The sequence below is a fragment of the Corynebacterium afermentans subsp. lipophilum genome, from assembly GCF_030408375.1.
Taxonomy (GTDB): domain Bacteria; phylum Actinomycetota; class Actinomycetes; order Mycobacteriales; family Mycobacteriaceae; genus Corynebacterium; species Corynebacterium lipophilum.
Genome location: NZ_CP046530.1, coordinates 984,947 through 1,005,798 on the forward strand (window position 1 = coordinate 984,947; position 20,852 = coordinate 1,005,798).

General features: G+C 65.5%; 19 protein-coding genes and 1 pseudogene. 11 read left to right on the plus strand and 9 right to left on the minus strand.

Features of this window, described 5'->3' with window-relative positions:
- Positions 1 to 63 precede the first annotated feature (63 nt).
- On the plus strand, positions 64 to 2,091 hold the full coding sequence (ligA, locus tag CAFEL_RS04750; RefSeq protein WP_194560218.1) for an NAD-dependent DNA ligase LigA: 2,028 nt from the start codon (positions 64 to 66) through the stop codon (positions 2,089 to 2,091).
- On the opposite strand, the gene CAFEL_RS04755 is transcribed toward ligA, so the two are convergent.
- The gene (locus CAFEL_RS04755) at positions 2,088 to 2,753 is read right to left on the minus strand and encodes an ACT domain-containing protein (protein WP_194560217.1); all 666 of its coding nucleotides are present in this window, start codon (positions 2,751 to 2,753) and stop codon (positions 2,088 to 2,090) included. The two genes, ligA and CAFEL_RS04755, sit on opposite strands and share 4 nt — an antisense overlap.
- 82 nt (positions 2,754 to 2,835) lie before the next feature.
- Between CAFEL_RS04755 and CAFEL_RS04760 the strand changes: the two genes are divergently transcribed.
- From CAFEL_RS04760 to CAFEL_RS04780, 5 genes are all read left to right on the plus strand, one after another.
- Entirely contained in the window at positions 2,836 to 3,975 is a 1,140-nt protein-coding gene (locus CAFEL_RS04760; RefSeq protein WP_194560216.1) for a cytochrome P450, read from the plus strand.
- A 68-nt stretch (positions 3,976 to 4,043) separates the two neighbouring features.
- On the plus strand, positions 4,044 to 4,343 hold the full coding sequence (gene gatC / locus CAFEL_RS04765) for an Asp-tRNA(Asn)/Glu-tRNA(Gln) amidotransferase subunit GatC (RefSeq protein ID WP_194560215.1): 300 nt from the start codon (positions 4,044 to 4,046) through the stop codon (positions 4,341 to 4,343).
- A gap of 6 nt (positions 4,344 to 4,349) precedes the next feature.
- Positions 4,350 to 5,831 (plus strand): Asp-tRNA(Asn)/Glu-tRNA(Gln) amidotransferase subunit GatA, encoded by a 1,482-nt coding sequence (gene gatA / locus CAFEL_RS04770; RefSeq protein ID WP_194560214.1) that lies wholly within the window; start codon positions 4,350 to 4,352, stop codon positions 5,829 to 5,831.
- A 22-nt stretch (positions 5,832 to 5,853) separates the two neighbouring features.
- Positions 5,854 to 7,116, plus strand: a complete 1,263-nt coding sequence (locus CAFEL_RS04775) for an MFS transporter (RefSeq protein ID WP_228496368.1) — start codon at positions 5,854 to 5,856, stop codon at positions 7,114 to 7,116.
- 10 nt (positions 7,117 to 7,126) lie between these two features.
- Positions 7,127 to 8,158 (plus strand): ATP-dependent 6-phosphofructokinase, encoded by a 1,032-nt coding sequence (locus tag CAFEL_RS04780; protein WP_194560212.1) that lies wholly within the window; start codon positions 7,127 to 7,129, stop codon positions 8,156 to 8,158.
- Here the strand turns inward: CAFEL_RS04780 and CAFEL_RS04785 are convergent.
- Both CAFEL_RS04785 and CAFEL_RS04790 read right to left on the minus strand, forming a co-directional pair.
- Entirely contained in the window at positions 8,155 to 8,886 is a 732-nt protein-coding gene (locus CAFEL_RS04785; protein WP_194560211.1) for a PrsW family glutamic-type intramembrane protease, read from the minus strand. The two genes, CAFEL_RS04780 and CAFEL_RS04785, sit on opposite strands and share 4 nt — an antisense overlap.
- Positions 8,887 to 8,999: 113 nt before the next feature.
- Positions 9,000 to 9,284, minus strand: coding sequence for a hypothetical protein (locus tag CAFEL_RS04790; RefSeq protein WP_194560210.1), 285 nt, complete (start codon positions 9,282 to 9,284; stop codon positions 9,000 to 9,002).
- 307 nt (positions 9,285 to 9,591) lie between these two features.
- Between CAFEL_RS04790 and CAFEL_RS04795 the strand changes: the two genes are divergently transcribed.
- On the plus strand, positions 9,592 to 10,110 hold the full coding sequence (locus CAFEL_RS04795; RefSeq protein WP_194560209.1) for a mismatch-specific DNA-glycosylase: 519 nt from the start codon (positions 9,592 to 9,594) through the stop codon (positions 10,108 to 10,110).
- Between the two features lie 136 nt (positions 10,111 to 10,246).
- Here CAFEL_RS04795 and nadC read toward each other — a convergent pair whose 3' ends face one another.
- Both nadC and nadA read right to left on the minus strand, forming a co-directional pair.
- On the minus strand, positions 10,247 to 11,122 hold the full coding sequence (nadC, locus tag CAFEL_RS04800; RefSeq protein WP_194560208.1) for a carboxylating nicotinate-nucleotide diphosphorylase: 876 nt from the start codon (positions 11,120 to 11,122) through the stop codon (positions 10,247 to 10,249).
- A gap of 6 nt (positions 11,123 to 11,128) precedes the next feature.
- Complete coding sequence (nadA, locus tag CAFEL_RS04805) at positions 11,129 to 12,082, minus strand: quinolinate synthase NadA (protein WP_194560207.1); 954 nt, start codon at positions 12,080 to 12,082, stop codon at positions 11,129 to 11,131.
- A gap of 21 nt (positions 12,083 to 12,103) precedes the next feature.
- On the opposite strand from nadA, the pseudogene CAFEL_RS04810 reads away from it, so the two are divergent.
- Positions 12,104 to 12,415 (plus strand): annotated as a pseudogene (locus tag CAFEL_RS04810) (bile acid:sodium symporter family protein); the annotation flags it as partial.
- On the opposite strand, the gene CAFEL_RS04815 reads toward CAFEL_RS04810, so the two are convergent.
- Together CAFEL_RS04815 and CAFEL_RS04820 are read right to left on the minus strand one after the other, a co-directional pair.
- The gene (locus CAFEL_RS04815; protein WP_194560206.1) at positions 12,412 to 13,215 is read right to left on the minus strand and encodes a PrsW family glutamic-type intramembrane protease; all 804 of its coding nucleotides are present in this window, start codon (positions 13,213 to 13,215) and stop codon (positions 12,412 to 12,414) included. The pseudogene CAFEL_RS04810 and the gene CAFEL_RS04815 overlap by 4 nt on opposite strands.
- Entirely contained in the window at positions 13,215 to 13,730 is a 516-nt protein-coding gene (locus tag CAFEL_RS04820; RefSeq protein ID WP_194560205.1) for a hypothetical protein, read from the minus strand. Before CAFEL_RS04820 ends, CAFEL_RS04815 begins: the two co-directional genes overlap by 1 nt.
- A gap of 78 nt (positions 13,731 to 13,808) precedes the next feature.
- Here CAFEL_RS04820 and CAFEL_RS04825 point away from each other — a divergent pair, with 78 nt between their 5' ends.
- Positions 13,809 to 14,756, plus strand: coding sequence for a GNAT family N-acetyltransferase (locus tag CAFEL_RS04825; RefSeq protein WP_194560204.1), 948 nt, complete (start codon positions 13,809 to 13,811; stop codon positions 14,754 to 14,756).
- 36 nt (positions 14,757 to 14,792) lie between these two features.
- Positions 14,793 to 16,295 (plus strand): Asp-tRNA(Asn)/Glu-tRNA(Gln) amidotransferase subunit GatB, encoded by a 1,503-nt coding sequence (gatB, locus tag CAFEL_RS04830; protein WP_194560203.1) that lies wholly within the window; start codon positions 14,793 to 14,795, stop codon positions 16,293 to 16,295.
- A gap of 291 nt (positions 16,296 to 16,586) precedes the next feature.
- Here the strand turns inward: gatB and CAFEL_RS04835 are convergent, their stop codons facing one another.
- Entirely contained in the window at positions 16,587 to 18,002 is a 1,416-nt protein-coding gene (locus CAFEL_RS04835) for a YkvI family membrane protein (protein ID WP_194560202.1), read from the minus strand.
- Between the two features lie 179 nt (positions 18,003 to 18,181).
- Here CAFEL_RS04835 and CAFEL_RS04840 point away from each other — a divergent pair, with 179 nt between their 5' ends.
- Positions 18,182 to 18,997 (plus strand): DoxX family protein, encoded by an 816-nt coding sequence (locus tag CAFEL_RS04840; RefSeq protein ID WP_194560201.1) that lies wholly within the window; start codon positions 18,182 to 18,184, stop codon positions 18,995 to 18,997.
- Between the two features lie 8 nt (positions 18,998 to 19,005).
- Here the strand turns inward: CAFEL_RS04840 and ilvD are convergent, their stop codons facing one another.
- Complete coding sequence (ilvD, locus tag CAFEL_RS04845) at positions 19,006 to 20,844, minus strand: dihydroxy-acid dehydratase (protein WP_194560200.1); 1,839 nt, start codon at positions 20,842 to 20,844, stop codon at positions 19,006 to 19,008.
- Positions 20,845 to 20,852 lie beyond the last annotated feature (8 nt).

Genomic DNA, 20,852 nt, shown 5'->3' on the forward strand with positions numbered 1-20,852 from the left:
ATTGTAATGAGCGCGCCGACACGGGCAGAGCGGACGTGAGTGACGGCGCTAGACTCGACACCCGTGAGTGAAATTTCCGCTGATCTGCACCGTGAATGGGACGAGCTGGCCGCGAAGGTGCGCAAGCACCGGGACCTGTATTACAACGGCCAGCCGGTGATCACCGACGGCGAGTTCGACGAGCTGTTCCGTAGCCTTCAGAAGCTGGAAGAGGACCACCCAGAGCTGGCCGTGCCGGACTCGCCTACCAAGGAGGTCGGCGCGCCCGCTAACGACACCGCGTTCGCGGACGTCACCCATCCAGAGCGCATGATGAGCCTGGACAACGTCTTCAACGAAGACGAGATGCGCGAGTGGCTCGCCAAAGCCCCCGGCCCGTACCTCACGGAGTTGAAGATCGACGGGCTGTCCATCGATCTGGTCTACGAAAACGGCGAGTTGACCCGCGCGGCCACCCGCGGCGACGGCACCACTGGCGAGGACATCACCGCCAACGCACGCGTGATCGAGGACATCCCGCAGAAGCTCACTGGCGACGCCCCGGCGTTCCTGGAGGTCCGCGGCGAGGTGTTCATCCGCCCCGAGGACTTCCCGGAGCTCAACGAGCTGCGCCAGAAAGAAGGCGGCAAACCGTTTGCCAACCCGCGCAACACCGCGGCTGGTGGGCTGAGGCAGAAGAACCCGGAGGACGTGAAGAAGCGAAAGCTCCGCATGATTTGCCACGGTATAGGCGCGCGCGAGGGCTTCACCCCGGAAAGCCAACACGAGGCCTACGAGAAGCTCGCCGAGTGGGGACTGCCGGTCAGCGAGTACACGCGCCGGGCGGAGTCGGCCGAGGAGGTCATCGAGGCCGTCAACTACTGGGGCGAGCACCGCAACGGCGCCATCCACGAGATGGACGGCCTGGTGGTCAAGGTCGATAGCGTCGCCGAGCAGCGCGCCCTGGGTGCGACCTCCCGCGCGCCGCGCTGGGCCATCGCGTACAAGTACCCGCCGCAGGAGGTGACCACGAAGCTCAACGACATCGAGGTCTCCGTGGGCCGCACCGGCCGCGCCACCCCGTTCGCGGTGCTCGAGCCGGTGTTCGTCTCCGGCTCGACGGTGTCCATGGCCACGCTGCACAACCAGCACGAGGTCAAACGCAAGGGTGTGATGATCGGCGACACTGTCGTGGTGCGCAAGGCCGGCGAGATCATCCCGGAAGTGCTCGGCCCGGTCGCGGATCTCCGCGACGGCACCGAGCGCGAGTTCGTCTACCCCGAAAACTGCCCCGTCTGCGGCACGAAGCTCGCGCCCGCGAAGGAGGGCGACGCGGACTGGCGCTGCCCCAACACCCGCTCCTGCCCCGCGCAGCTTGCCACCCGCCTGGAGTACATCGCCTCGCGCGGCGCGTTCGACATTGAGGCGCTCGGGGAGAAGGGCGCGCAGGACCTCATCGCCTCCGGCGTGCTGAAGGACGAGGCGAAACTGTTCGACCTCACCGAGGAGGACCTGAAAAAATCCAGCGTGTACACCCGCAAGGACGGCGAGGTCAACGCCTCCGGCAAGAAGCTTCTGGCCAACTTGGACACCGCCAAAAACGCCGACCTGTGGCGCGTCATCGTCGCGCTATCTATCCGCCACGTCGGCCCCACCGCGGCACGCGCGCTCGCGTCGCGCTTCCACTCGATGCGTTCGCTTATCGACGCACCAACGGCCGACCTCGCCGAAACCGACGGCGTCGGCGACGTGATCGCCGAAAGCTTCAAAGAGTGGTTCACCGTGGACTGGCACCAAAACATCGTGGATACCTGGGCCGCAGCCGGCGTGACCATGGAAGCGGACGAGGAGGACCGCGCCCCGCAGACGCTGGAGGGGCTGACCATCGTTGCCACCGGCACGCTGGAGGGCTTCACCCGCGACGAGATCAAAGAAGCCATCTTGTCACGCGGCGGCAAGGCGGCCGGCTCGGTGTCGAAGAAGACCGATTACGTGGTCGTGGGCGAAAACGCCGGCTCCAAGGCCGCGAAGGCGGAGGAGCTGGGACGGCCGATCCTTAACGAGGAGCAGTTTGTGCAGCTGCTCGAGGGCGGGCCAGACGCGCTTAGCTAACGCAGCATCGCGCCGGCGATGCAGCCGAGGTCGCCGATCTCGCGCACCTCGGACGCCAGGAAATCCGGCCCTCCCACGCGGCCGACCACCAGCACCATGTCGGTGCCGTGCAGGGGGGTGATCGTCAGCGAGGTGCCGAGCTGGAACCAGGACTCCGGGGCCCAGTCGTCGAAGTCGGGCTGGAGGATGCGTGCGGCCTCAACGGGCGGCATCTGCGGGGTTGATCCGTCGTCTTCCGGCGCGGCGGGGGAGGCTGCGGCGCGGGTGAGACCCTCGTCGGAGGTGTGCAGCACCACGGCCCAGGATGAGGTCACAGCGCTCGGCATGACGTTGACCAGCTCGCTGAGCCGGTCTTCGACGCTGTCGGACTGCGCCGCAATCTGCGCGAGCATCTGGATCTGCCCGCGGCGGTCCACACGGCCGGTGAACGGGCGGATCGAATCCACTTCGGCGCCCTCGACAGATGCCACGGCAGTGATCAGGGTGTCCACCATCACGCCGGTGGGCAGGGTGACCACGATGTCATCGGTCACCGTGCCGTCGTGGGACGTCTCGACGATGTCGACGGAATTGATGTCGGCGTCGACCATGCCGAACACCTCGGCAAGCTGGCCGAGGCTGCCCGGGACGTCGGGGAGAGATACGCGGATGAGGTACGACATGGCCTTATTTATAGCAATTCGGCACATCAGGAGCGGGTGTACATTCGAAAACCCATCATTTTTCGAACGGAGGAGAACCAGAATGGACCGCACCGACATTCCGCAGACCACACTCGCCGGGGCCGAACCGCGTGCTGTCGGGGACGCGTTGCTTCGCGACGGCGCGAGGTTGGCTCGTGACGGCGAAGAGGTCGTCGTCACGGGCAACGCTCTTGCGCGCGAAGTGGCGGAAAATCCGAAACAGTTCTCGTCGGGTGTGTCACGTTTTCTGCAGTTGCCCAACGGCCTCGACGGCGGGAAGCACACCGAGATGCGTGCGTTCATCGACCGTTACCTCACTGCAGAGGAGGTCGGGCAGCTCGATCAGATGTTCCGCGAGATCGCGCGCGAACTGGCTGAAAAGGCGGTCTCGGCCGGTGAAGTCGACGCCGTCGGCGACTTGGGCGCCCAGTACACGGTTCGGGCGATGACCGCGTGGCTCGGATGGCCAAGCGAGCTCAACGACACCCTTGTGAAATGGGTGGCGGACAACAACGCGGCCACCCGGTCCGGCGAGCTCGAGCGCACCGCGGCCGTCGCGGAGCGTTTCGACGACATCATCCGCTCTGTGGTCGAGCCGCTCCAGGACAACCCGGGCGATTCGGTCACTTCGCGGCTCGTCCACGACGACAGCCTCGGGCGCCGTCTGGAGTTCGAAGAAATTGTGTCCGTGCTGCGCAACTGGACCGCGGGCGATCTGAGCTCAATGGCGTACTGCATCGGCGTGGTGCTCGACGCCCTCATCCGTCACCCGGAGCTGCAAGACCGCCTCGCTGGCGGTGTGTCGCAGAAGGAGTTCACCGCGATTGCCGACGAGATTCTCCGCGCCGATTCGCCGTTTGTGAGCAACCGGCGCGTGACCACGTGCCCCGTCTCGCTCGGCGGGCACGATCTGCCGGAGGGGCAGCGCGTGCGCATCCACTGGACCGCGGCGAACCGGGATCCGGAGGCGTTCGCAGAAGCGGATGGATTCGCACCGGATGCTCATGCGGATAACAACCTGGTCTGGGGCGCAGGCCCTCACGCGTGCCCCGGCAAGGCGCTGTCGATCGTCGAGTTGCAGGCGTTCTTCGAGGAGTTGCTTGCGGCCGCGGAGGTCACCAGCGCCGGCGAGGGGGAGCGTGAGGTTCACCCGGTCGGTGGCTGGGCGTCGTTGCCGGTGCGTCTTACCGCCCGCGGGTAAGCGAATTGCCGTGACGTAAGATAAGGCGCGTTAATCGCAACCCACGTGATGGACGAAGGGATGGGACTGTGGCTGAGATTTCACGCGACGAGGTGTCGCGCATCGCACGCCTGGCGCGAATCGCGCTGAAGGACGAGGAGCTGGACGACATTGCCCAGCAGCTGGACACGATCGTGGACGCGGTCTCGAAGGTGCAGAGTGTGGACACTGAGGGTGTCACGCCGATGAGCCACCCGCACTCCATCGACGCGGGTATGCGCGACGACGTGGAGAAGAGGACGCTGACGCAGGCAGAGGCGCTGGACCAGGCTCCGGCCGTGGAGGACGACCGTTTCGTGGTGCCGCAGATTCTCGGAGAGGGAGACTAGAGACTTATGACGCAGTACACGATTCCGGCCGAAGGTCTCGTCGCAAAGCCAGCGCACGAGCTCGCAGCAATGATTCAGTCCGGCGAAGTCACCTCCCGCGAGGTCACGCAAGCCTTCCTCGACCGCATCGCGGAGGTCGACGGCGAGCTCGGCGCCTTCCTGCACGTCGGCGCCGACGAGGCGCTTGCCGCGGCGGACAAGGTCGACGAGCAGGTCAAAAATGGCGATCAGCCGGCTTCCGCGCTCGCAGGCGTGCCGCTGGCGCTGAAGGACCTGCTGGTCACCACCGACGCGCCGACCACCGCCGCGTCGAAGATGCTCGAGGGCTACATGAGCCCGTACGACGCCACCGTGGTGGCCAAGCTGCGCGCCGCCGGCATCCCGATTCTGGGTAAGACCAACCTGGACGAGTTCGCCATGGGCTCGTCCACGGAGAACTCCGCCTACAAGCAGACGAAGAACCCGCACGACCTCGAGCGCGTCCCGGGCGGCTCCGGCGGCGGCACCGCGGCGGCGCTCGCGTCCGGTGAGGCACCGCTGGGCATCGGCACCGACACCGGCGGTTCCATCCGCCAGCCGGCATCCCTGACCGGCACCGTCGGCGTGAAGCCGACCTACGGCGGCGTGTCGCGCTACGGCGTGATCGCGTGTGCGTCGTCGCTCGACCAGGTGGGCCCGTGCGCGAACAACGTGCTGGATACCGCGCTTTTGCACGAGATCATCGGCGGCCACGACGAGTTTGACGCCACCTCCGTGGACCGCGAAGTGCCGGCGTGCGCCGACGCCGCACGTGAGGGCGCGAAGGGCGACCTCAAGGGCGTGAAGATCGGCCGCGTGAAGCAGTTCGAGCGCCCCGGCACGCAGGACGGCGTGAAGGACGCCATTGATAAGGCCTACGCGCAGCTTGAGGCGCAGGGCGCGGAGATCGTCGAGGTGGACTGCCCGAGCTTCGAGGACGTCATGGGCGCGTACTACCTGATCCAGACCTCCGAGGTCAGCTCCAACCTCGCGCGCTTCGACGGCATGCGCTACGGCCAGCGCGCCGGCGACGACGGCAGCCGCTCCGCCGAGGAAGTCATGGCCGCCACCCGCGGCGAGGGCTTCGGCGCCGAGGTCAAGCGCCGCATCATCCTGGGCACCTACGCGCTGTCTGTGGGTTACTACGACGCCTACTACCTGCAGGCGCAGCGCGTGCGCACCCTAGTGGCCCAGGACTTTGCCAAGGCATTCGAGCTTTGCGACGTCATCGCCGCCCCGGCCGCTCCCACCACCGCGTTCAAGCTCGGCGACAAGGTGGACGACCCGCTGGCGATGTACAACTTCGACCTGTTCACCCTGCCGCTGAACCTGGCCGGCCTGCCCGGCATGTCGGTGCCGGCAGGCGAGGCCTCCGACACCAACCTGCCGGTGGGCCTGCAGCTGATCGCCCCGGCGTTCGAGGACGCGCGCCTGTACCGCGTGGGTGCCGCTTTTGAAGCCGGCCGTTAACCCCTGGAATACCCTCGCAGCTTTGGCTGCGGGGTATTTTCTTGTGCTGATCGACCAGGGCTTCATGCCCGTGATCACCCCGCTGTTGCCTTTCGAGGTTTCCGGCGCGGTGTGGTTGACCAGCATCTACCTGCTGTGCACGGTCGCACCGATGCCTGCCACAGGCAAGCTTGGCGACGCCTTCGGGCAACGCCGCGTCTTCCTCATCGGCTTGGCCATCTATGTGGCCGCCCTGGTGTTCGCCGGCGCGTCGTGGTCCTTCGGCTCCCTGGTGGTGGCCCGCGGCCTGCAGGGTCTGGGCGCCGCGGTGTTTTTGCCGCAGGCGTTTGGGCTGATCCCGCGGGTGTTCGGAGAAGACACACAAGGCCGGGCGTTTGCAGCCTGGGGCGTGATCGGCTCGGTGGCGTCGCTGATCGGCCCGGTGGTCGGTGGGGCAGTGGCAGACGGCTTCGGCTGGCGTGCCGCGTTTTTCGCGCAAGCCGCGCTTGGTGCGGTGGCGCTGGTCGCTGGGCTGGTCGCGCTGCCGCGGCTGCCGCGCAGCAACGAGCGGGTGACGCTGTTGCCTGTGGTGCTTTCCTTCGGCGGGTTGGGGCTGCTTGTCTACGGCATTCAGTTCGGGCAGTGGCCCTCGATCCTCTTGGGCGCGCTGCTGATCGGCGTGCTGGTGCTCTCAGCCCGCAACGGCACCGATGACGGGTTCCTGCCCGTGGAGCTCATGCTGAACCGCTCGTTTGCGCTCGGCGCGCTGGGCGTGGCTGCGATGGGCTTTACCGTGGCGTCGATGTTCATCCCGCTGATGTATTGGCTGCAAACCGTCGCTGGTGCCTCGCCGACGGCATCCGGCGCCGTCACTGCGCCCATGTCCGTGTTCGCGCTCGTGCTCACCCCGGTTGCCGGGTACCTGACGGACCGTCGCGACCCGGGCAAACTCTGCGCCGCGGGCTTTAGCGTCTCCGCGGCTGGTCTGGCACTCGCGATCGCTCTGATTCACACCGGGGCGGGCGTGTGGTGGTTTACCGCAGTGACCTCGCTGTTGGGCATCGGTGGCGCGTTCGTGTGGGCACCCAACGCGGCGGTGACCATGCGCGGTGTCCCCGAGCACGAAACCGGCGCGGCTTCCGGGTTGTACAACACCGCCCGCCAGGTCGGGTCCGTCCTCGGTGTGGCACTGGTAGGCATGGTGCTGGCTTCCGGCGCCATCGAATCCACCGCCGGTTGGGCGCTTGCGCTGCCGTGCGCGGCGATGCTGATCGGCGCGGCGTCGTCGCTTCGGCTTCGCGGGTAGCCTGGCAGCTATGCGACTTGCCACTTTGACCTCCGGCGGCGACTGCCCCGGCCTCAACGCTGTTATCCGCGGTATTGTTCGTACCGCCAACACGGAATACGGTTCCACCGTCGTGGGCTACCGCGACGGCTGGGTGGGCCTGATGGAAGACCGTCGCGTCGACCTGTACGACGACGCCTACATGGACTCCCTGCTCCTGCGTGGCGGCACCGTGCTGGGCACCGGCCGCCTGCACCCGGACAAGTTCAAGGCGGGCCTGGACCAGATCAAGGCCAACTTGGACGACGCCGGCGTGGACGCGCTTATCGCCATCGGCGGCGAAGGCACGCTCAAGGGCGCGAAGTGGCTCTCCGACAACGGCATCCCGGTGGTGGGCGTGCCCAAGACCATCGACAACGACGTCGCCGCGACCGACTACACCTTCGGCTTCGATACTGCCGTGTCCGTGGCCACCGACGCCATCGACCGGCTCCACACCACGGCTGAGTCCCACAACCGCATCCTCATCGTGGAGGTGATGGGACGCCACGTGGGCTGGATCGCCCTCCACGCCGGCATGGCCGGCGGCGCGCACTACACCGTGATCCCCGAGGAACCCTTCGACATCGCGGAGATCTGCAAGGCGATGGAGCGGCGATTCCAGATGGGGGAGAAGTACGGCATCATCGTCGTCGCAGAAGGCGCGGTGCCGAAAGAGGGCACGATGGACGCGGGCTTGGGGGAAGAAGACGAGTTCGGCCACACGACGTTCAACGGCATGGGCCAGATCATCGGCGACGAGGTGAAAAAGCGGCTCGGCTACGACGTGCGCACCACCGTGCTCGGCCACACCCAGCGCGGCGGCACTCCCACTGCTTATGACAGGGTCTTGGCCACCCGCTACGGCGTCCACGCCGCGCGCGCAGCCCACGACGGCAACTTCGGCCAGTGCGTGGCCCTGCACGGCGAGGACATCGAACTGGTCGCGCTCGAAGACGCCGTGGCACAGCTCAAGACCGTGCCCGAGCGTCGCTACGCCACCGCGAAGGCAATGTTCACCTAGGTGTCTTCGCTCCCAGCAGAACCTGCCACTGTCAGACGGCCAATTTTGCGGCTGCGCGCGTAGAACCAGATACCGCCTGCGAACACAAAGATCGCGCTGGCGAAGAGACCGATAATCGGGGCGACATCGCCCGGCAGCTCAGTCGCGGTATTGAACGTCGCGTGGCCGGCGTACCCGAACAGGTACCACCCAAGCAGCTGACCGACGCGCCAGCGCATGGGCTTGTCGGTGCGGCACAGGAAATTGCCCAGACCCCAGGCGGTTAGCCCCGTGTAGAAGGCGTGCGCCCACGGGGCGGGAAGGCAACGCATGCCGACAGCGACCAGTGAGCCCTCGAGGTCGGAATTGAGGTTTTCCAGCGCTCCCTTAAGAATGTACGTCGAGTCCTCGACCGCGGAGTACCCGAATCCCACAGCAATGGCGATAGTAACGGCCTCGACAGGACGCTGGATGCGGATAACCATGGTGCACAATACAAACACGGCGGTGAACTTCAGTAGCTCCTCCGCGGTAGGGGAGATGAGGCCGAACTGCAGGTTGCTCAACCCGAGTCGGCCCTGCAGCGACACCGCGGCGTCGTTTGCGTTGACGGATGGTGCATAAAGCGCGGCGCCACAGAAAAACGCTGCGGCCACCCACCCCGGCATGGCATGAGCCATCTGTCCCGGATGGTTGCGCAGCGCAAGCCAGGCGATGAGCAGCCAGACGCCTGCGTGCACAACGCTCATACCTGCGGTAGCGGAATTGAAGGGCAGGCCAGCGAGGTACGCTGCGGTCCATGCCGCGCTCGTGAGAAAGAGAATGGCCGCGATTATTCGCAGCGCGAGAGCCGGTCGCTGTGTCACTGGGCACCCACTTTCATCTCCTCCGGAGCTGCGGCGACTACGCGGTCAGCCATTTCATCCGCGTCAGGGCCGCCGATGGTGAAGTAGCGGGTAGAAGCGTCGTCGAGCACGGATACAGCAACGAAGGCGCCGTCTCCTGAGGCGCCGTTGCGTTTCACCCGCACGCCGTCGCGCGGTTGCTCGATGCCGTCCACATCAACCGAGCGGTCCCAGACCGCGGCGCGGTAGACGCGAGCAAGTGCCCTATCTTCGTCGTCAGGAGTGGACTCGGAGCGGGCCATGATGCGGGTCCCGCCGCAATCCCAGATTCTCGAGCTCTGCGCGAATCCCGACGGGTTGCTGCATATGAGCGGGCCATCCCCGTCAGCGACGGAAACACTCCCCATTTCAACCGGATTTTCAGTCGCGGCCGATCCTTCCGACGACGCGGGTTGGCTGAGTATGCGCGGAGCTACGAGCAGCACGGCCACAAGGACACAAAGGATTGTCCCGAGCACCACTGGTGCCCAGGAAAGGGTGGGCTTATTCATATCGGCATACTGTACAACGGGTCTGGCGACGCAGCAGGGGACCGATACAGTCGGATGCATGCACGACCGTATTCCCGATCCTTGCCGGCTCCTCATCGTCGGCATCAACCCCGGCCGCCTCACCGAGGAGGTGGACGCGCCCTTTGCCTACCCGGGCAACCGCTTCTGGCCGGCGCTGGAGGCCGCGGGCATCACCCCGTACCGAGTCCACGCCAATGAGGGGCTTTCGGAGGAGGACTCGGCGATGCTCGCCGAGCGCGGCATCGGCTTTACCAACCTGGTGGGGCGCATGACGCCGAAAGCGTCCGACCTTTCCAAGGCGGAACTCGTTGAGGGAGGAGAGGTGGTGCGGGGCGTCGTCGAAAAGCATCAGCCCGCAGCCGTCATGTTCGCAGGCATCGGGGCGTACCGCGATGCCTATCGACGACCAAAGGCCACCCGCGGCCTCCAGCCCGAGACCCTCGCCGGAGTGCCGGTGTGGGTGGTGGGCAACCCCAGCGGGCTCAACGCGCACGAGACCGTGGCCACGCTCGCCGAGAGCTACCGGGAGGTCTGGGAGGCGACCGCGCCGCTTTGACGGCCGATGGTGCGATCGCCGTGCGCCGTTCACGGGCGCTGACACGCTACCGGCAGGGCGATGGTCACCTAGGTTTACAGCTGGCCGGAGGTGAAGACCTCGCTCAAGGCCCGCCTGAACAGGTGATCCGCCGAGGTCAGGTCAGCGCGTCGAGACCAATATCCAGGATGGTCACCGAGTGCGTGAGCGCGCCGACGGCGAGGAATTCAACGCCCGTGTCCGCGTAGGCGCGGGCGCGATCAAGCGTCAAGCCACCCGAGGATTCGAGCATCGTCGCTGGGGACAGGGCATCTCGCCGGGCGACCGCCACCCGCGTGTCTTCCACCTCAAAATTGTCCAGCATGACCAGAGTCGGCTTCAATTCCAGGACCTCGGTGAGCTGATCTAGGTCATCCACTTCGACCTCAAGGGGGAGGCCTGGGAATGCGTTGGCCGTGCGTCGATATGCGTCGGCTGCGCTACCGACGCTCGCGACGTGGTTGTCCTTGATCAGTGCTGCGTCACCCAAACTCATGCGGTGGTTGACACCTCCGCCGCAACGCACGGCGTATTTCGCCAAATCGCGGTAGCCGGGAAGCGTTTTCCGGGAATCCCTCACCCGCGCCCGAGTGTCGGAAATAACCTCCGTCCACGCAGAAGTCGCGGTCGCGATGCCGCTAGCGTAGGTGAGCAGATTCAATGCAGTCCGTTCCGCCGACAGAATGACGCGCGCCGGGCCGGACACCGTAGCAAGACAGTCACCGGCCGTCACTCGATCGCCGTCGGCGGCGTGCACAGACACGTCGACGGCGGAGGAAATCTCGTGCATAGTCCATCCCACAACGTCGATTCCCGCGACGGTCCCGTCCTGGCGAGGGACCACCTGTGCAGTAAGAACCGCATCCATGTCAATTGTCGCCACGGATGTGGCGTCGGGGCCATGAGCGAAGTCCTCCGCGAGACCGAGACGGATGAGTCGCTGTATGGCCTCCTTATTCAGTGGAGGGAGGATCGGCTGAGCAGGCGTTGTCATCGGTGTCTACTCACCGCTTCCCGGTGTGCCGATCGCGATCATCCGCTCCAATGACTGGCGCGCCTTCGCCGCGACGTCCTCGGGCACGGTTATCTCGTCGCGGAGGTCACGCAGGCTGCGAACCAGCTTTTCTGGGGTGATCATCTTCATGTACCGGCAACTAGCTTGGGGGTTCACGGGCTGGAAATCCGCCAGCGGAGCCCGCTTTCGCAACTGGTGCAGCATGCCCACTTCGGTGGCTACGAGCACAGTTCCTTCTGTGTCGCGGTCTGCTTGGTCGAGCATCCCGCCGGTGGATAGCATGTGCACACGCTCCGGTTGGATCACTCCTTCACCAGCGAGGAAGATTGCGGAATTCGCACAACCGCATTCTGGGTGGATATACAGCGGCGCATCGGGGTGCGCCGACGCTTGCTCCGCAAGCTCCTTGCCGTTGATTCCTGCGTGGACGTGGCATTCGCCCGCCCAGATACGGATGTTCTCGCGGCCGGTCAGGCGCTTCACGTGGGCGCCGAGGAACTGGTCGGGGCAAAAGAGGATCTCACGGTCCGGATCGATAGAATCCACCACCTCAACGGCGTTCGAGGAGGTGCAGCAGACGTCCGTAAGGGCCTTAACATCGGCGGTGGTATTCACATAACTGACGACGACCGCACCAGGGTGTTCGTCCTTCCATTGCTGAAGTTGCTCAGCGGTGATGGAGTCCGCCAGCGAGCATCCGGCATCTTGGTCCGGGATGAGCACCGTTTTGTCGGGGCTGAGGATCTTGGCGCTTTCCGCCATAAAGTGCACACCGCAGAACACGATCACGTCTGCGTCGGTGTCGGCGGCGATACGAGATAGCGCGAGTGAATCGCCGGTGAAGTCGGCGATGTCCTGGATCTCCGGGATCTGATAATTATGCGCCAGAATGACGGCGTTTCGTTCGCGCTGAAGTTTGCGTACTTCATCGGTCCACATACGCCCAATGTAATCCGGGGCGCTCTGTCGGTGACGATGACATCGGTTTCCACGCTGCTCGCTCCGATTTTCACCCCGCTACTCACACTCTGGCCGGCCGGTGAGCACATGGATGTCAGCGCAGGCCCAATGGTGTGGTTGATCGTGAAAATGGTCATTCTGCCGGCCGGCCTCGTCGTCCTGCTCGTGGTCGTGCTCCACAACGCCCTTGGTTACGCGTTGGGCTACGCCACTGGCAAGGCTACGGGCCAGACGGAACAGTCGTCGCGCACAATGGCCGTAGAGGTGGGCATGCAAAACTCCGGTCTAGCCGCCACGCTCGCCGACAGCTACCGGGAGGTCTGGGAGGCGAGAGCGCGGGAGCGACGGTAGAGCCGGATCAGCAGCACCCACAGCAGTACCGTGACCGCGATCGCGCCGACGAGACCCGCGACACCGGGAAGCATACGGGCAGCGTTGAACGCCCCGTGGAGCGCAGCGGCGAGGAGGAACCAGCCGGCAATCCGGGGGAGGCGCCAGCCCAAAGGCTGGTCGGTGCGGCACAGGAACTGCCCGAGGCCCCACGCCGCCAGGCCGGTGTAGACCGCGTGAGCAAACGGCCCCACGACAACCATCACAAGCATAAAAATTGCGCCGTCGCGATACTCCGAGTGCAGATCCAGCGTCGCTTTAATCGCTGAATTGGTTACGATCTCGGCGACTGAGAAGCCGGCGCCGACCGCCATGCCGACCACCGCCGACTCGACGGGTCGGCGCACCGGCGCGAAAGCGGCGATGACCAGTAACGCAGCCAGCAGTTTGGCAGTCTCCTCCGGAATCGAGGAAAACAGGTACGTCACAACGTCGGGCAGCTGCTGCGCCGCATCGAGGTAAGCGGAGTTGACGAGTGGCATCACGCCGCCTAAGCCCACCCCGGCAATCACGCCGACTGGCAGCCACCACGGATTCCCAGGCCGTCCTGGGTGGCGGTGCAAAAGGAGCCACGCCGCCGCGACAGAAATGAGGACGAATGCCGCCGCTGCAGCGCCGAACGCAGGCGTCCACGGCACCTGGGTAAGTGCGTAGACGAACCGTGCCACGCACGCGAGGATCACCAGGCCGCCAACACCTTGGAGGATGAGGTTCTTCTGCACTACTTAGCCTCCTCTGCGACAAGACGCTCGACGATCTCCCGGCCGGCGTCGTCGGGTGCCGCGACGTACACCGTGAGGTCGCCGCGTTCGACGGCGGCGACGGAAATGTCGTTGCGGTGCACCGCGTACACCCCGGGCGCGGGGCGCTCGAGCTCGTCCGTGTTGACCCGGTCGCCTCCGCTTACGAGCCAGTACGTGCGCGTGACTGCTTCCGCACGCGCGTCCTCGTCGGTCGCGTCGGTGCGCATTTGAATCTTGGTGTCGCCGCAGTCCCACTTCCACGTATCGGTGTCGTCTTCGGAACTATCCGAGCCGGACGTTTGAGTGCACTTCAGGGGAGCACCGTTGGCGTCGAGAAGCGTGACGCCACCGGCGGAGACCTCCGTGACCTCGGGCTCGCCGTCCGACGTGGCCGCCTGGGCGACAAACGGGGCGGCGAGGATGAGTGCTCCGACGGCGACGATGCCGAGCGTGCCGGTGCGGGTATTTCTGTCAGAAAAATCGGGGTATTTCACTCGGAGACACTATAGGGGACTGCTCTCTCATTCGCAGTGTGCAGCTATATGTACCGCCCCTGCAGTAGCATCGCTGAAATGATGCTGCTTGAACAGATGGCGCGCGCGTACGAGGTGTGGATGCCACTTCAGCTTCGCGAGTGGTACACCGCAGACGAGCGGCGTGAGCTCGCGGTGCAGGAGATGCGCCCGCAGGCGCAGCATGTGGCAAACGAGGAGTTCGGCGCGGGCTTTCGCGACCATTTGAAACCTCTCGGCGGCCCGGACGTGCCCGATCCGCTGGCGTGGGCGAACCGGCGCGTTGAGTTTGCGGACGGGCAGTGGTGCGTCGCCGGGATCCGCTTTCTGGGCCTGGACCCGGACAAGGCGTTCGTGCACGTCGTGGCGACATCCGTGCCACCGCAGCACGACCGCCTAGGCACGTACACCAAACAGCTGCACCACGAGTTCGCGGACTTCGGCCCGCTGGCCATCCGCTTCGAGCTGCCGAACCCGCCCGAGGACGCGGACATTGACCAGTGGACCATCGCCGGGCTCGTCTCCGAGCTGCGGCGGAAACCGCGCCGCCCGCAGCACGAACGCGTCCGGCTCACCCCAGCAGACCCCTCGGAGACGGCGCCATATGCCGATGAGGTGCTCGGCAACGTCGCAAAGCAACGGCCCGAAGTACGCACCTGGACGGAGGCCGCGACCCAGGAGCAGCTGCAGAGCTGCGCGGAGACCGGTGCGCTGTGTGCGATCGAGGTAGACGGGCAGCGCGCGGGCATCATTGCGGCGGCCCGCGACGATGCAAACGGCATGCGCGGCTTCCAGGTCTACGAGTTCCTCCTCGACGACAATGCCCGCGGTCGCGGCCTCGCACCTGTGGCGATGCAGTTGCTTTGCGACGTCCTGCCGGCCAATCCCGGTGACACTTTGTGGGGGTCGGTGCACGTGGGCAATGGGCCGTCGATAGGCAATGCGCTCGCAGTCGGCCGCGAGAAGACGGCGGCATTTGTGTGGGTGCAGAGACGGGGCGAGCTGTAGCGCGGGGGCGCGGGGCGGGGCAGTAGACTGATGCGCATGACTGCGTACGACCTGATGGATTACGACGAAGTACTCGAAAAGTACGACCCCGTGATGGGCCTTGAGGTGCACGTCGAGCTCGCCACCGAGACGAAGATGTTCTCCACCTCCTCCGCACACTTCGGCGCGGAGCCGAACACGAACATCGACCCGGTCTCGCTCGGGCTTCCCGGTGCGCTGCCGGTGGTCAACGCCAAGGGTGTGGAGTGGGCCATCAAGATCGGCCTGGCGCTGAACTGCAAGATCGCCGAGTCCTCGCGGTTCGCGCGCAAGAACTATTTCTACCCGGATCAGCCGAAGAACTACCAGATCTCCCAGTACGACGAGCCGATCGCCTACGACGGCTACCTGGACGTCGTGCTCGAGGACGGCACCGAGTGGCGCGTGGAGATCGAGCGCGCGCACATGGAGGAAGACACCGGCAAGCTCACCCACCTAGGCTCCGCCTCCGGCCGCATCACCGGCGCCACCGCGTCGCTGGTGGACTGCAACCGCGCGGGCATCCCGCTGATCGAGATCGTGACCAAGCCGATCATCGGCGCCGGCGAGCGCGCACCCGAGGTGGCCAAGGCCTACGTCGGCGCACTGCGCGAGCTGGTCAAGGCCCTCGGCGTCTCCGACGCGCGCATGGACCAGGGCAGCATGCGTTGCGACGCCAACGTGTCCCTGCGCCCGGTTGGCCAGGAGGAATTCGGCACCCGCACCGAGACGAAGAACATCAACTCCCTGAAGTCCGTCGAGCAGGCCGTGCGCTTTGAGATGCAGCGCCAGGCCGCGGTCCTGCAGGACGGCGGGGAAGTGGTCCAGGAGACCCGCCACTACCAGGAGAAGGACGGCTCCACCTCCAAGGGCCGCCCGAAGGAAGAGGCGAGCGACTACCGCTATTTCAACGATCCAGATCTTCCGCCGGTGATTGCCAAGCCGGAGTGGGTCGAGGAAATCCGCGCCACCCTGCCAGAGCTGCCGTGGGTGCGCCGTGCGCGCATCCAGGAGGAGTGGCAGCTGCCGGAGAAGGAGTTCCGCGACCTGGTCAACGCCGGCGCGCTCGACCTGATCGTGGACACCGTCGAGGCTGGCGCCACGCCCGATGAGGCCCGCGCATGGTGGGTCTCCTACATCAACGGCAAGGCCAACGAGGCCGGCAAGGACCTCGACGCCCTCGGTGTCACCCCGGCCGACGTCGCCCGCGTGGTGGAGCTGGTCAAGGAAGGCAAGCTGACCACCAAGCTGGGCCGCCAGGCCATCGACGGCGTCATCGCTGGCGAAGGTTCTGTCGACGAGGTCGTCGCCGCCCGCGGCCTGGAGGTCGTGCGCGATGACGGCGCGATTGAGAAGGCCGTCGACGAAGCGCTGGCCGCCAACCCGGACATCGTGGAGAAGTACCGCGCCGGCAACAAGAAGGTCACCGGCGCCATTGTCGGTGCGGTGATGAAGGCGACCCAGGGCAAGGCCGACCCGGGGCAGGTCAACCAGCTCATCGCGAAGAAGCTCGCGGAGTAGCGTTATTCGGCTGCATCGGCCGCAAATGGTGAAAGGCAAGTGGTGAAGATCCGCAGATCCGCGCGGATTCACCACTTGCCTTTCACCATCTGTAAAGCAAGGGGTTGCCCTTGCCCATCACCTGACAGACCCCTAGTAAGCGATCCAGATTATGGCCCAAAACAGGGCTTTCTCTGGCTCCCTTACTAGGGGTCTGCGGTGGGTTAGTCCAAAGGGAAACCCAGCAACGCAAAACCCCGGCCAACTTTGCGTTGGCCGGGGCGGAGCTGGACGTCGTAAAGCGAAAAGTGCTTACTTGCCCTTGGGCTTCTGCTCAGGCTTGACGGCGGGGAACTCGCCGGTCTTGTACATCTCCTCGTACGCCTCCCACTGGATCTTCTCGTCCTGGGAATCCGGGGCGCCAGCGTAGGAGTCGGACTCGGGGTCCAGGGCCGGGACGGTCTTGATGTCGAAGTCGCTGGAGGAGTCGGCGTGCATGTCCGCCGCAACCTCTTCCTGCACCGACTGCCACAGTTCCTTGCCTCCGACGTTGGAGTCGGAGGTCAGCGAGTCGACCTCGCTGCGCTCCGCGCCGGTGAGGTCCGAGCTCTCGGGATCAAGCTGGCTGCCGGCGAGCTCGGCGAGACGCTCGCGGCGGCCGGTCTCGTCCTGGATGTTCTTGCGGTCGCGGAACCAGGCCACACCCATGACGATGCCCAGCACCAAGCCCAGGTAGCCCAGGACCGGGTAGACCCAGCCGACCAGGTCGGCGAAGCCGATGAAGGACAGCGCGAAGCCGACCAGCACCACGATGCCGTAGTAGACGCGGAACTTGCCCGGCTTGTCGTTGCTCAGGCGGCGGCCGAGCGCGTAGAAGAGACCGACGGCGGTGTTGTAGATCATCAGGTAGATGACGATGGAAACGAACACGCCTACGGCCGGGTGCATGGTGTCGAAGACCTTCAGCAGCGGCAGATCCGCGTCCATGACTGCTTCCATGTTGCAGAACAGGATGAACACCAGGATCATCAGCAGCACGGCGAACATGATGCCGCCGAGCAGGCCGCCCTTGCCGGTCTGGGCCGGGTTCATGTGGGAGCCGGCGAAGACAAGCATCATGGAGGTGTCCATGATCATCACCAGCGTGGCGTAGTTCAGCGCGGTGATCAGCCAGTTGTCGAAGGTGCCGGATGCGTGCGGGTTGGTCTGCGCGATTTCGTTGATGTAGCCGAAGTCGTCCGGGATGTTCATCAGCGTGATCACGAATGCGCCGAGCAGGCAGATGATCAGCAGCGGCGTGATGAAGGAGATCACGCTGGTGAGCTTGTCCACGTCCAGCAAGCCGGACAGCAAAAGCAGCACGACCATGATGGCGGAGCCGACCCAGGTGGGGAAGCCGAACTGCTGCTCCAGGTTGGCGCCTGCGCCGGCGACCATGACGAAGCCGATGCAGAACAGCGTGAACATGGTGGTGATGTCCATGTATTTGGCCAGCCATGGTCTGGACACGCTGCGGAAGACCACACTGTGGTTGTCCGCCAGGTAGTAGGAGCCGAGCTGGTAGACCCAGCCGCTGAACACGGCGATGCTGATGCCGGCCACGGCGGCGCCGGCGATGCCCCAGTAGCCGAAGGACAGGAAGTACTGGATTACCTCCTGGCCGGATGCGAAGCCCGCGCCGACCGTGAGGCCCACGAGCGCAAGGGCGATTTTGAAGGTTTTACCCATAATTTTCCTCAATGAAATCTAGTAAATGAGCGGAGCCGAGGGTAACACCATTAGGGGGCCATTGCTAACCGACGACCAAAGGTTCCCGCCGTCAACCCCGCAGCGCACAGGCGTGGTTTTGGCGTTTTTAACGGCGCGTTGTCAAGGATCAGGCAGTGTTTTCGCATAGATTTGTTGGCATGGCTAACAACCCACGCGATCTCACCCCGAATGAGCAAAACGATCTGACAAACCTGGATTCCCCTGAGGTACCGGAGTACACCGGCGACGGGCTTTACACCCGAACGGGCAAGGCTGCCCCGACGGAAATCTTCCCGCGCGGCGAGCAGGACAACGCCCCGTTGATCCCGCAGGCGCCGGAGACCACCGGGTTTGAAAGCACCACTGAGACGGCGGCCGTGGACCGCGAGCCGGCGTATGAGGCCACCGAGCCGGCCTACGCCGAGGCCGCTGAGCCGGCCGTGGTGGAGGAGGAGACCCGCCGCGGCACCACGGACTTCGGTCTTTTCTTGATGCGCCTGTTCCTCGGCGCGTTCTTGATTATCGATTCCGTCGCGATCTTCTTCCGCCTCGGCGGCAACGAAGGCATCTCCGGTCTGGAGAGCGCGTTTGCGGATTACCCTTACGGTTCCGGTCTGGCCGTTGTGGTGCCCACCCTCGAGCTGGCCGCTGGCGTGTTCCTGCTGCTTGGCCTGCTCACTCCGATTGCGGCGCTGGTCGCTATCACTGTGACCGGCTTTATGGCGCTGCACGCGTTCGTTTCCCAGTCTGACGGCTTCAACGTATTCGCCTGGACGCCGGAGACCTGGGTGCCGGTCATGCTGCTGGCCGCATCCCTGGTCGTGCAGTTCACCGGCCCGGGCCGCTACGGCGTCGACGCGTCGCGCGGCTGGGCCAAGCGCCCGCTGGTCTCCAGCTGGATCTGCGCGCTGCTCGGCCTGGCGGCTGCCGGACTGATCTGGTGGTTCGGCACCGGGGTCAATCCGGTCGCTTAGTCCACTAGTTAGTCGACAAGGCGCACTGCGCCCTTGTCGGCGCTGGTGGCCATCTTCGCGTACGCTCGCAAAGCCTTCGACACCTCCCGAACGCGGTTCGGCGTCCACGGGGTGTCGGAGGCTTCCATCGTTTTCCGGCGCTTGTCCAGCTCCGCCTCGTCCACGTCGAGCTTCAGCTCGCGGTTGGACACGGAAATGGAGATAGTGTCGCCGTTTTCAATCAGGCCGATCAGGCCGCCGGCGGCGGCTTCGGGGGAGATGTGGCCGATGGAAAGCCCGGAGGTGCCGCCGGAGAAACGCCCGTCCGTGATCAGCGCGCACTTTTTGCCTAGGCCAGCGCCCTTCAAGAACGACGTCGGATGCAGCATCTCCTGCATGCCCGGCCCGCCGGCGGGGCCTTCGTAGCGGATCACCACGACCTCACCTTCGAGCACCTCGCGGTTGAGGATCATGGAAACGGCCTGCTCCTGCGAGTCCACCACGCGCGCGGGACCCGTGAACTCCCACAGGCCCTCTTCCACGCCGGCGGTCTTCAAAATTGCACCGTCGGGTGCGAGGTTGCCGCGCAGCACCACCAGGCCGCCGTCGGACGTAAACGGGTGCTCGGCGTCGTGGATCACGCCGTTTGCCGCGTCGGTGTCGAGCTCCGCCCACCGGGCGCTCTGGGAAAACGCCTTCGTGGTGCGCTCACCGCCGGGGGCGGCGTGGTACAGCTCCAGTGCCTCATCGGTCGCGGACCCGCCGCGGATGTCCCAGTCTGCGAGCCATTCGCTTAGCGACGGATACGCGATCGAGTGCACATCCGCGTGCAGCAATCCTGCGCGGTTGAGCTCGCCTAGGATCGCCGGGATGCCGCCTGCGCGGTGGACGTCCTCGACGTGGGCTTCGCCGTTGGGCGCGACCTTGGACAGGCAGGGGATCTGGTGGGACAGCTCGTCGATGTCGTGGAGGTCGAAGTCGATTCCGCCCTCCTGCGCGGCGGCGAGGATGTGCAGGATGGTGTTGGTGGATCCGCCCATGGCCATGTCCAGCGCCATGGCGTTGCGGAAGGCGTTCACGCTTGCCACGTTGCGCGGCAGGACGGATTCGTCGCCCTGGCCGTAGTAGCGCTCGCACAGCTCCATGATGGTGCGGCCGGCCTTTTCAAACAGCTCGCGGCGCGCGGTGTGGGTGGCGAGCGTGGTGCCGTTTCCCGGCAGAGACAGGCCGAGCGCCTCGGTGAGGCAGTTCATGGAGTTGGCAGTGAACATGCCGGAGCAGGAGCCGCAGGTGGGGCAGGCGTTGTTGGCGATGTCGTCGAGCTCCGAGTCGGAGACGCCGTCGTTGGCGGACAGCGCGATCGCGTCGATGAGGTCGGACTTCGGCTTGGTCACCCCTCCGACGGAGAATGCCTTGCCGGCCTCCATAGGGCCGCCGGAGACGAACACGGCCGGGATATTCAGGCGCATCGCGGCGTTGAGCATGCCCGGGGTGATCTTGTCGCAGTTGGAGATGCAGACCATGGCGTCCACGGTGTGGGCGTTGACCATGTACTCCACCGAGTCGGTGATGATTTCGCGCGACGGCAGGGAGTACAGCATGCCGGAGTGTCCCATGGCGATGCCGTCGTCGACGGCGATGGTGTTGAACTCCTTGGGCACTCCGCCGGCGGCGCGCACGGCGTCCGCGACGATGTCGCCGACTTCCTTGAGGTGGACGTGGCCTGGCACGAACTGGGTGTAGGAGTTCACAATGGCCACGATCGGCTTGCCAAACTCGTTCTCGCCGGTGCCGGTGGCGCGCCACAGTGCGCGGGCGCCTGCGGCCTGGCGGCCGATGGTGGTGACGCGTGAGCGAAGTGGGATCACGGTGGTTA

Bases quoted from the DNA above. Each gene is read 5' to 3' on its own strand.
- CAFEL_RS04755 (WP_194560217.1), bottom strand. From the start codon at position 2,753: ATGTCGTACCTCATCCGCGTATCTCTCCCCGACGTCCCGGGCAGCCTC.
- CAFEL_RS04760 (WP_194560216.1), top strand. From the start codon at position 2,836: ATGGACCGCACCGACATTCCGCAGACCACACTCGCCGGGGCCGAACCG.
- gatA (WP_194560214.1), top strand. From the start codon at position 4,350: ATGACGCAGTACACGATTCCGGCCGAAGGTCTCGTCGCAAAGCCAGCG.
- CAFEL_RS04780 (WP_194560212.1), top strand. From the start codon at position 7,127: ATGCGACTTGCCACTTTGACCTCCGGCGGCGACTGCCCCGGCCTCAAC.
- CAFEL_RS04785 (WP_194560211.1), bottom strand. From the start codon at position 8,886: ATGAGCGTTGTGCACGCAGGCGTCTGGCTGCTCATCGCCTGGCTTGCG.
- CAFEL_RS04790 (WP_194560210.1), bottom strand. From the start codon at position 9,284: ATGGCCCGCTCCGAGTCCACTCCTGACGACGAAGATAGGGCACTTGCT.
- CAFEL_RS04795 (WP_194560209.1), top strand. From the start codon at position 9,592: ATGCACGACCGTATTCCCGATCCTTGCCGGCTCCTCATCGTCGGCATC.
- nadC (WP_194560208.1), bottom strand. From the start codon at position 11,122: ATGACAACGCCTGCTCAGCCGATCCTCCCTCCACTGAATAAGGAGGCC.
- nadA (WP_194560207.1), bottom strand. From the start codon at position 12,082: ATGTGGACCGATGAAGTACGCAAACTTCAGCGCGAACGAAACGCCGTC.
- CAFEL_RS04825 (WP_194560204.1), top strand. From the start codon at position 13,809: ATGATGCTGCTTGAACAGATGGCGCGCGCGTACGAGGTGTGGATGCCA.
- gatB (WP_194560203.1), top strand. From the start codon at position 14,793: ATGACTGCGTACGACCTGATGGATTACGACGAAGTACTCGAAAAGTAC.
- CAFEL_RS04835 (WP_194560202.1), bottom strand. From the start codon at position 18,002: ATGGGTAAAACCTTCAAAATCGCCCTTGCGCTCGTGGGCCTCACGGTC.
- CAFEL_RS04840 (WP_194560201.1), top strand. From the start codon at position 18,182: ATGGCTAACAACCCACGCGATCTCACCCCGAATGAGCAAAACGATCTG.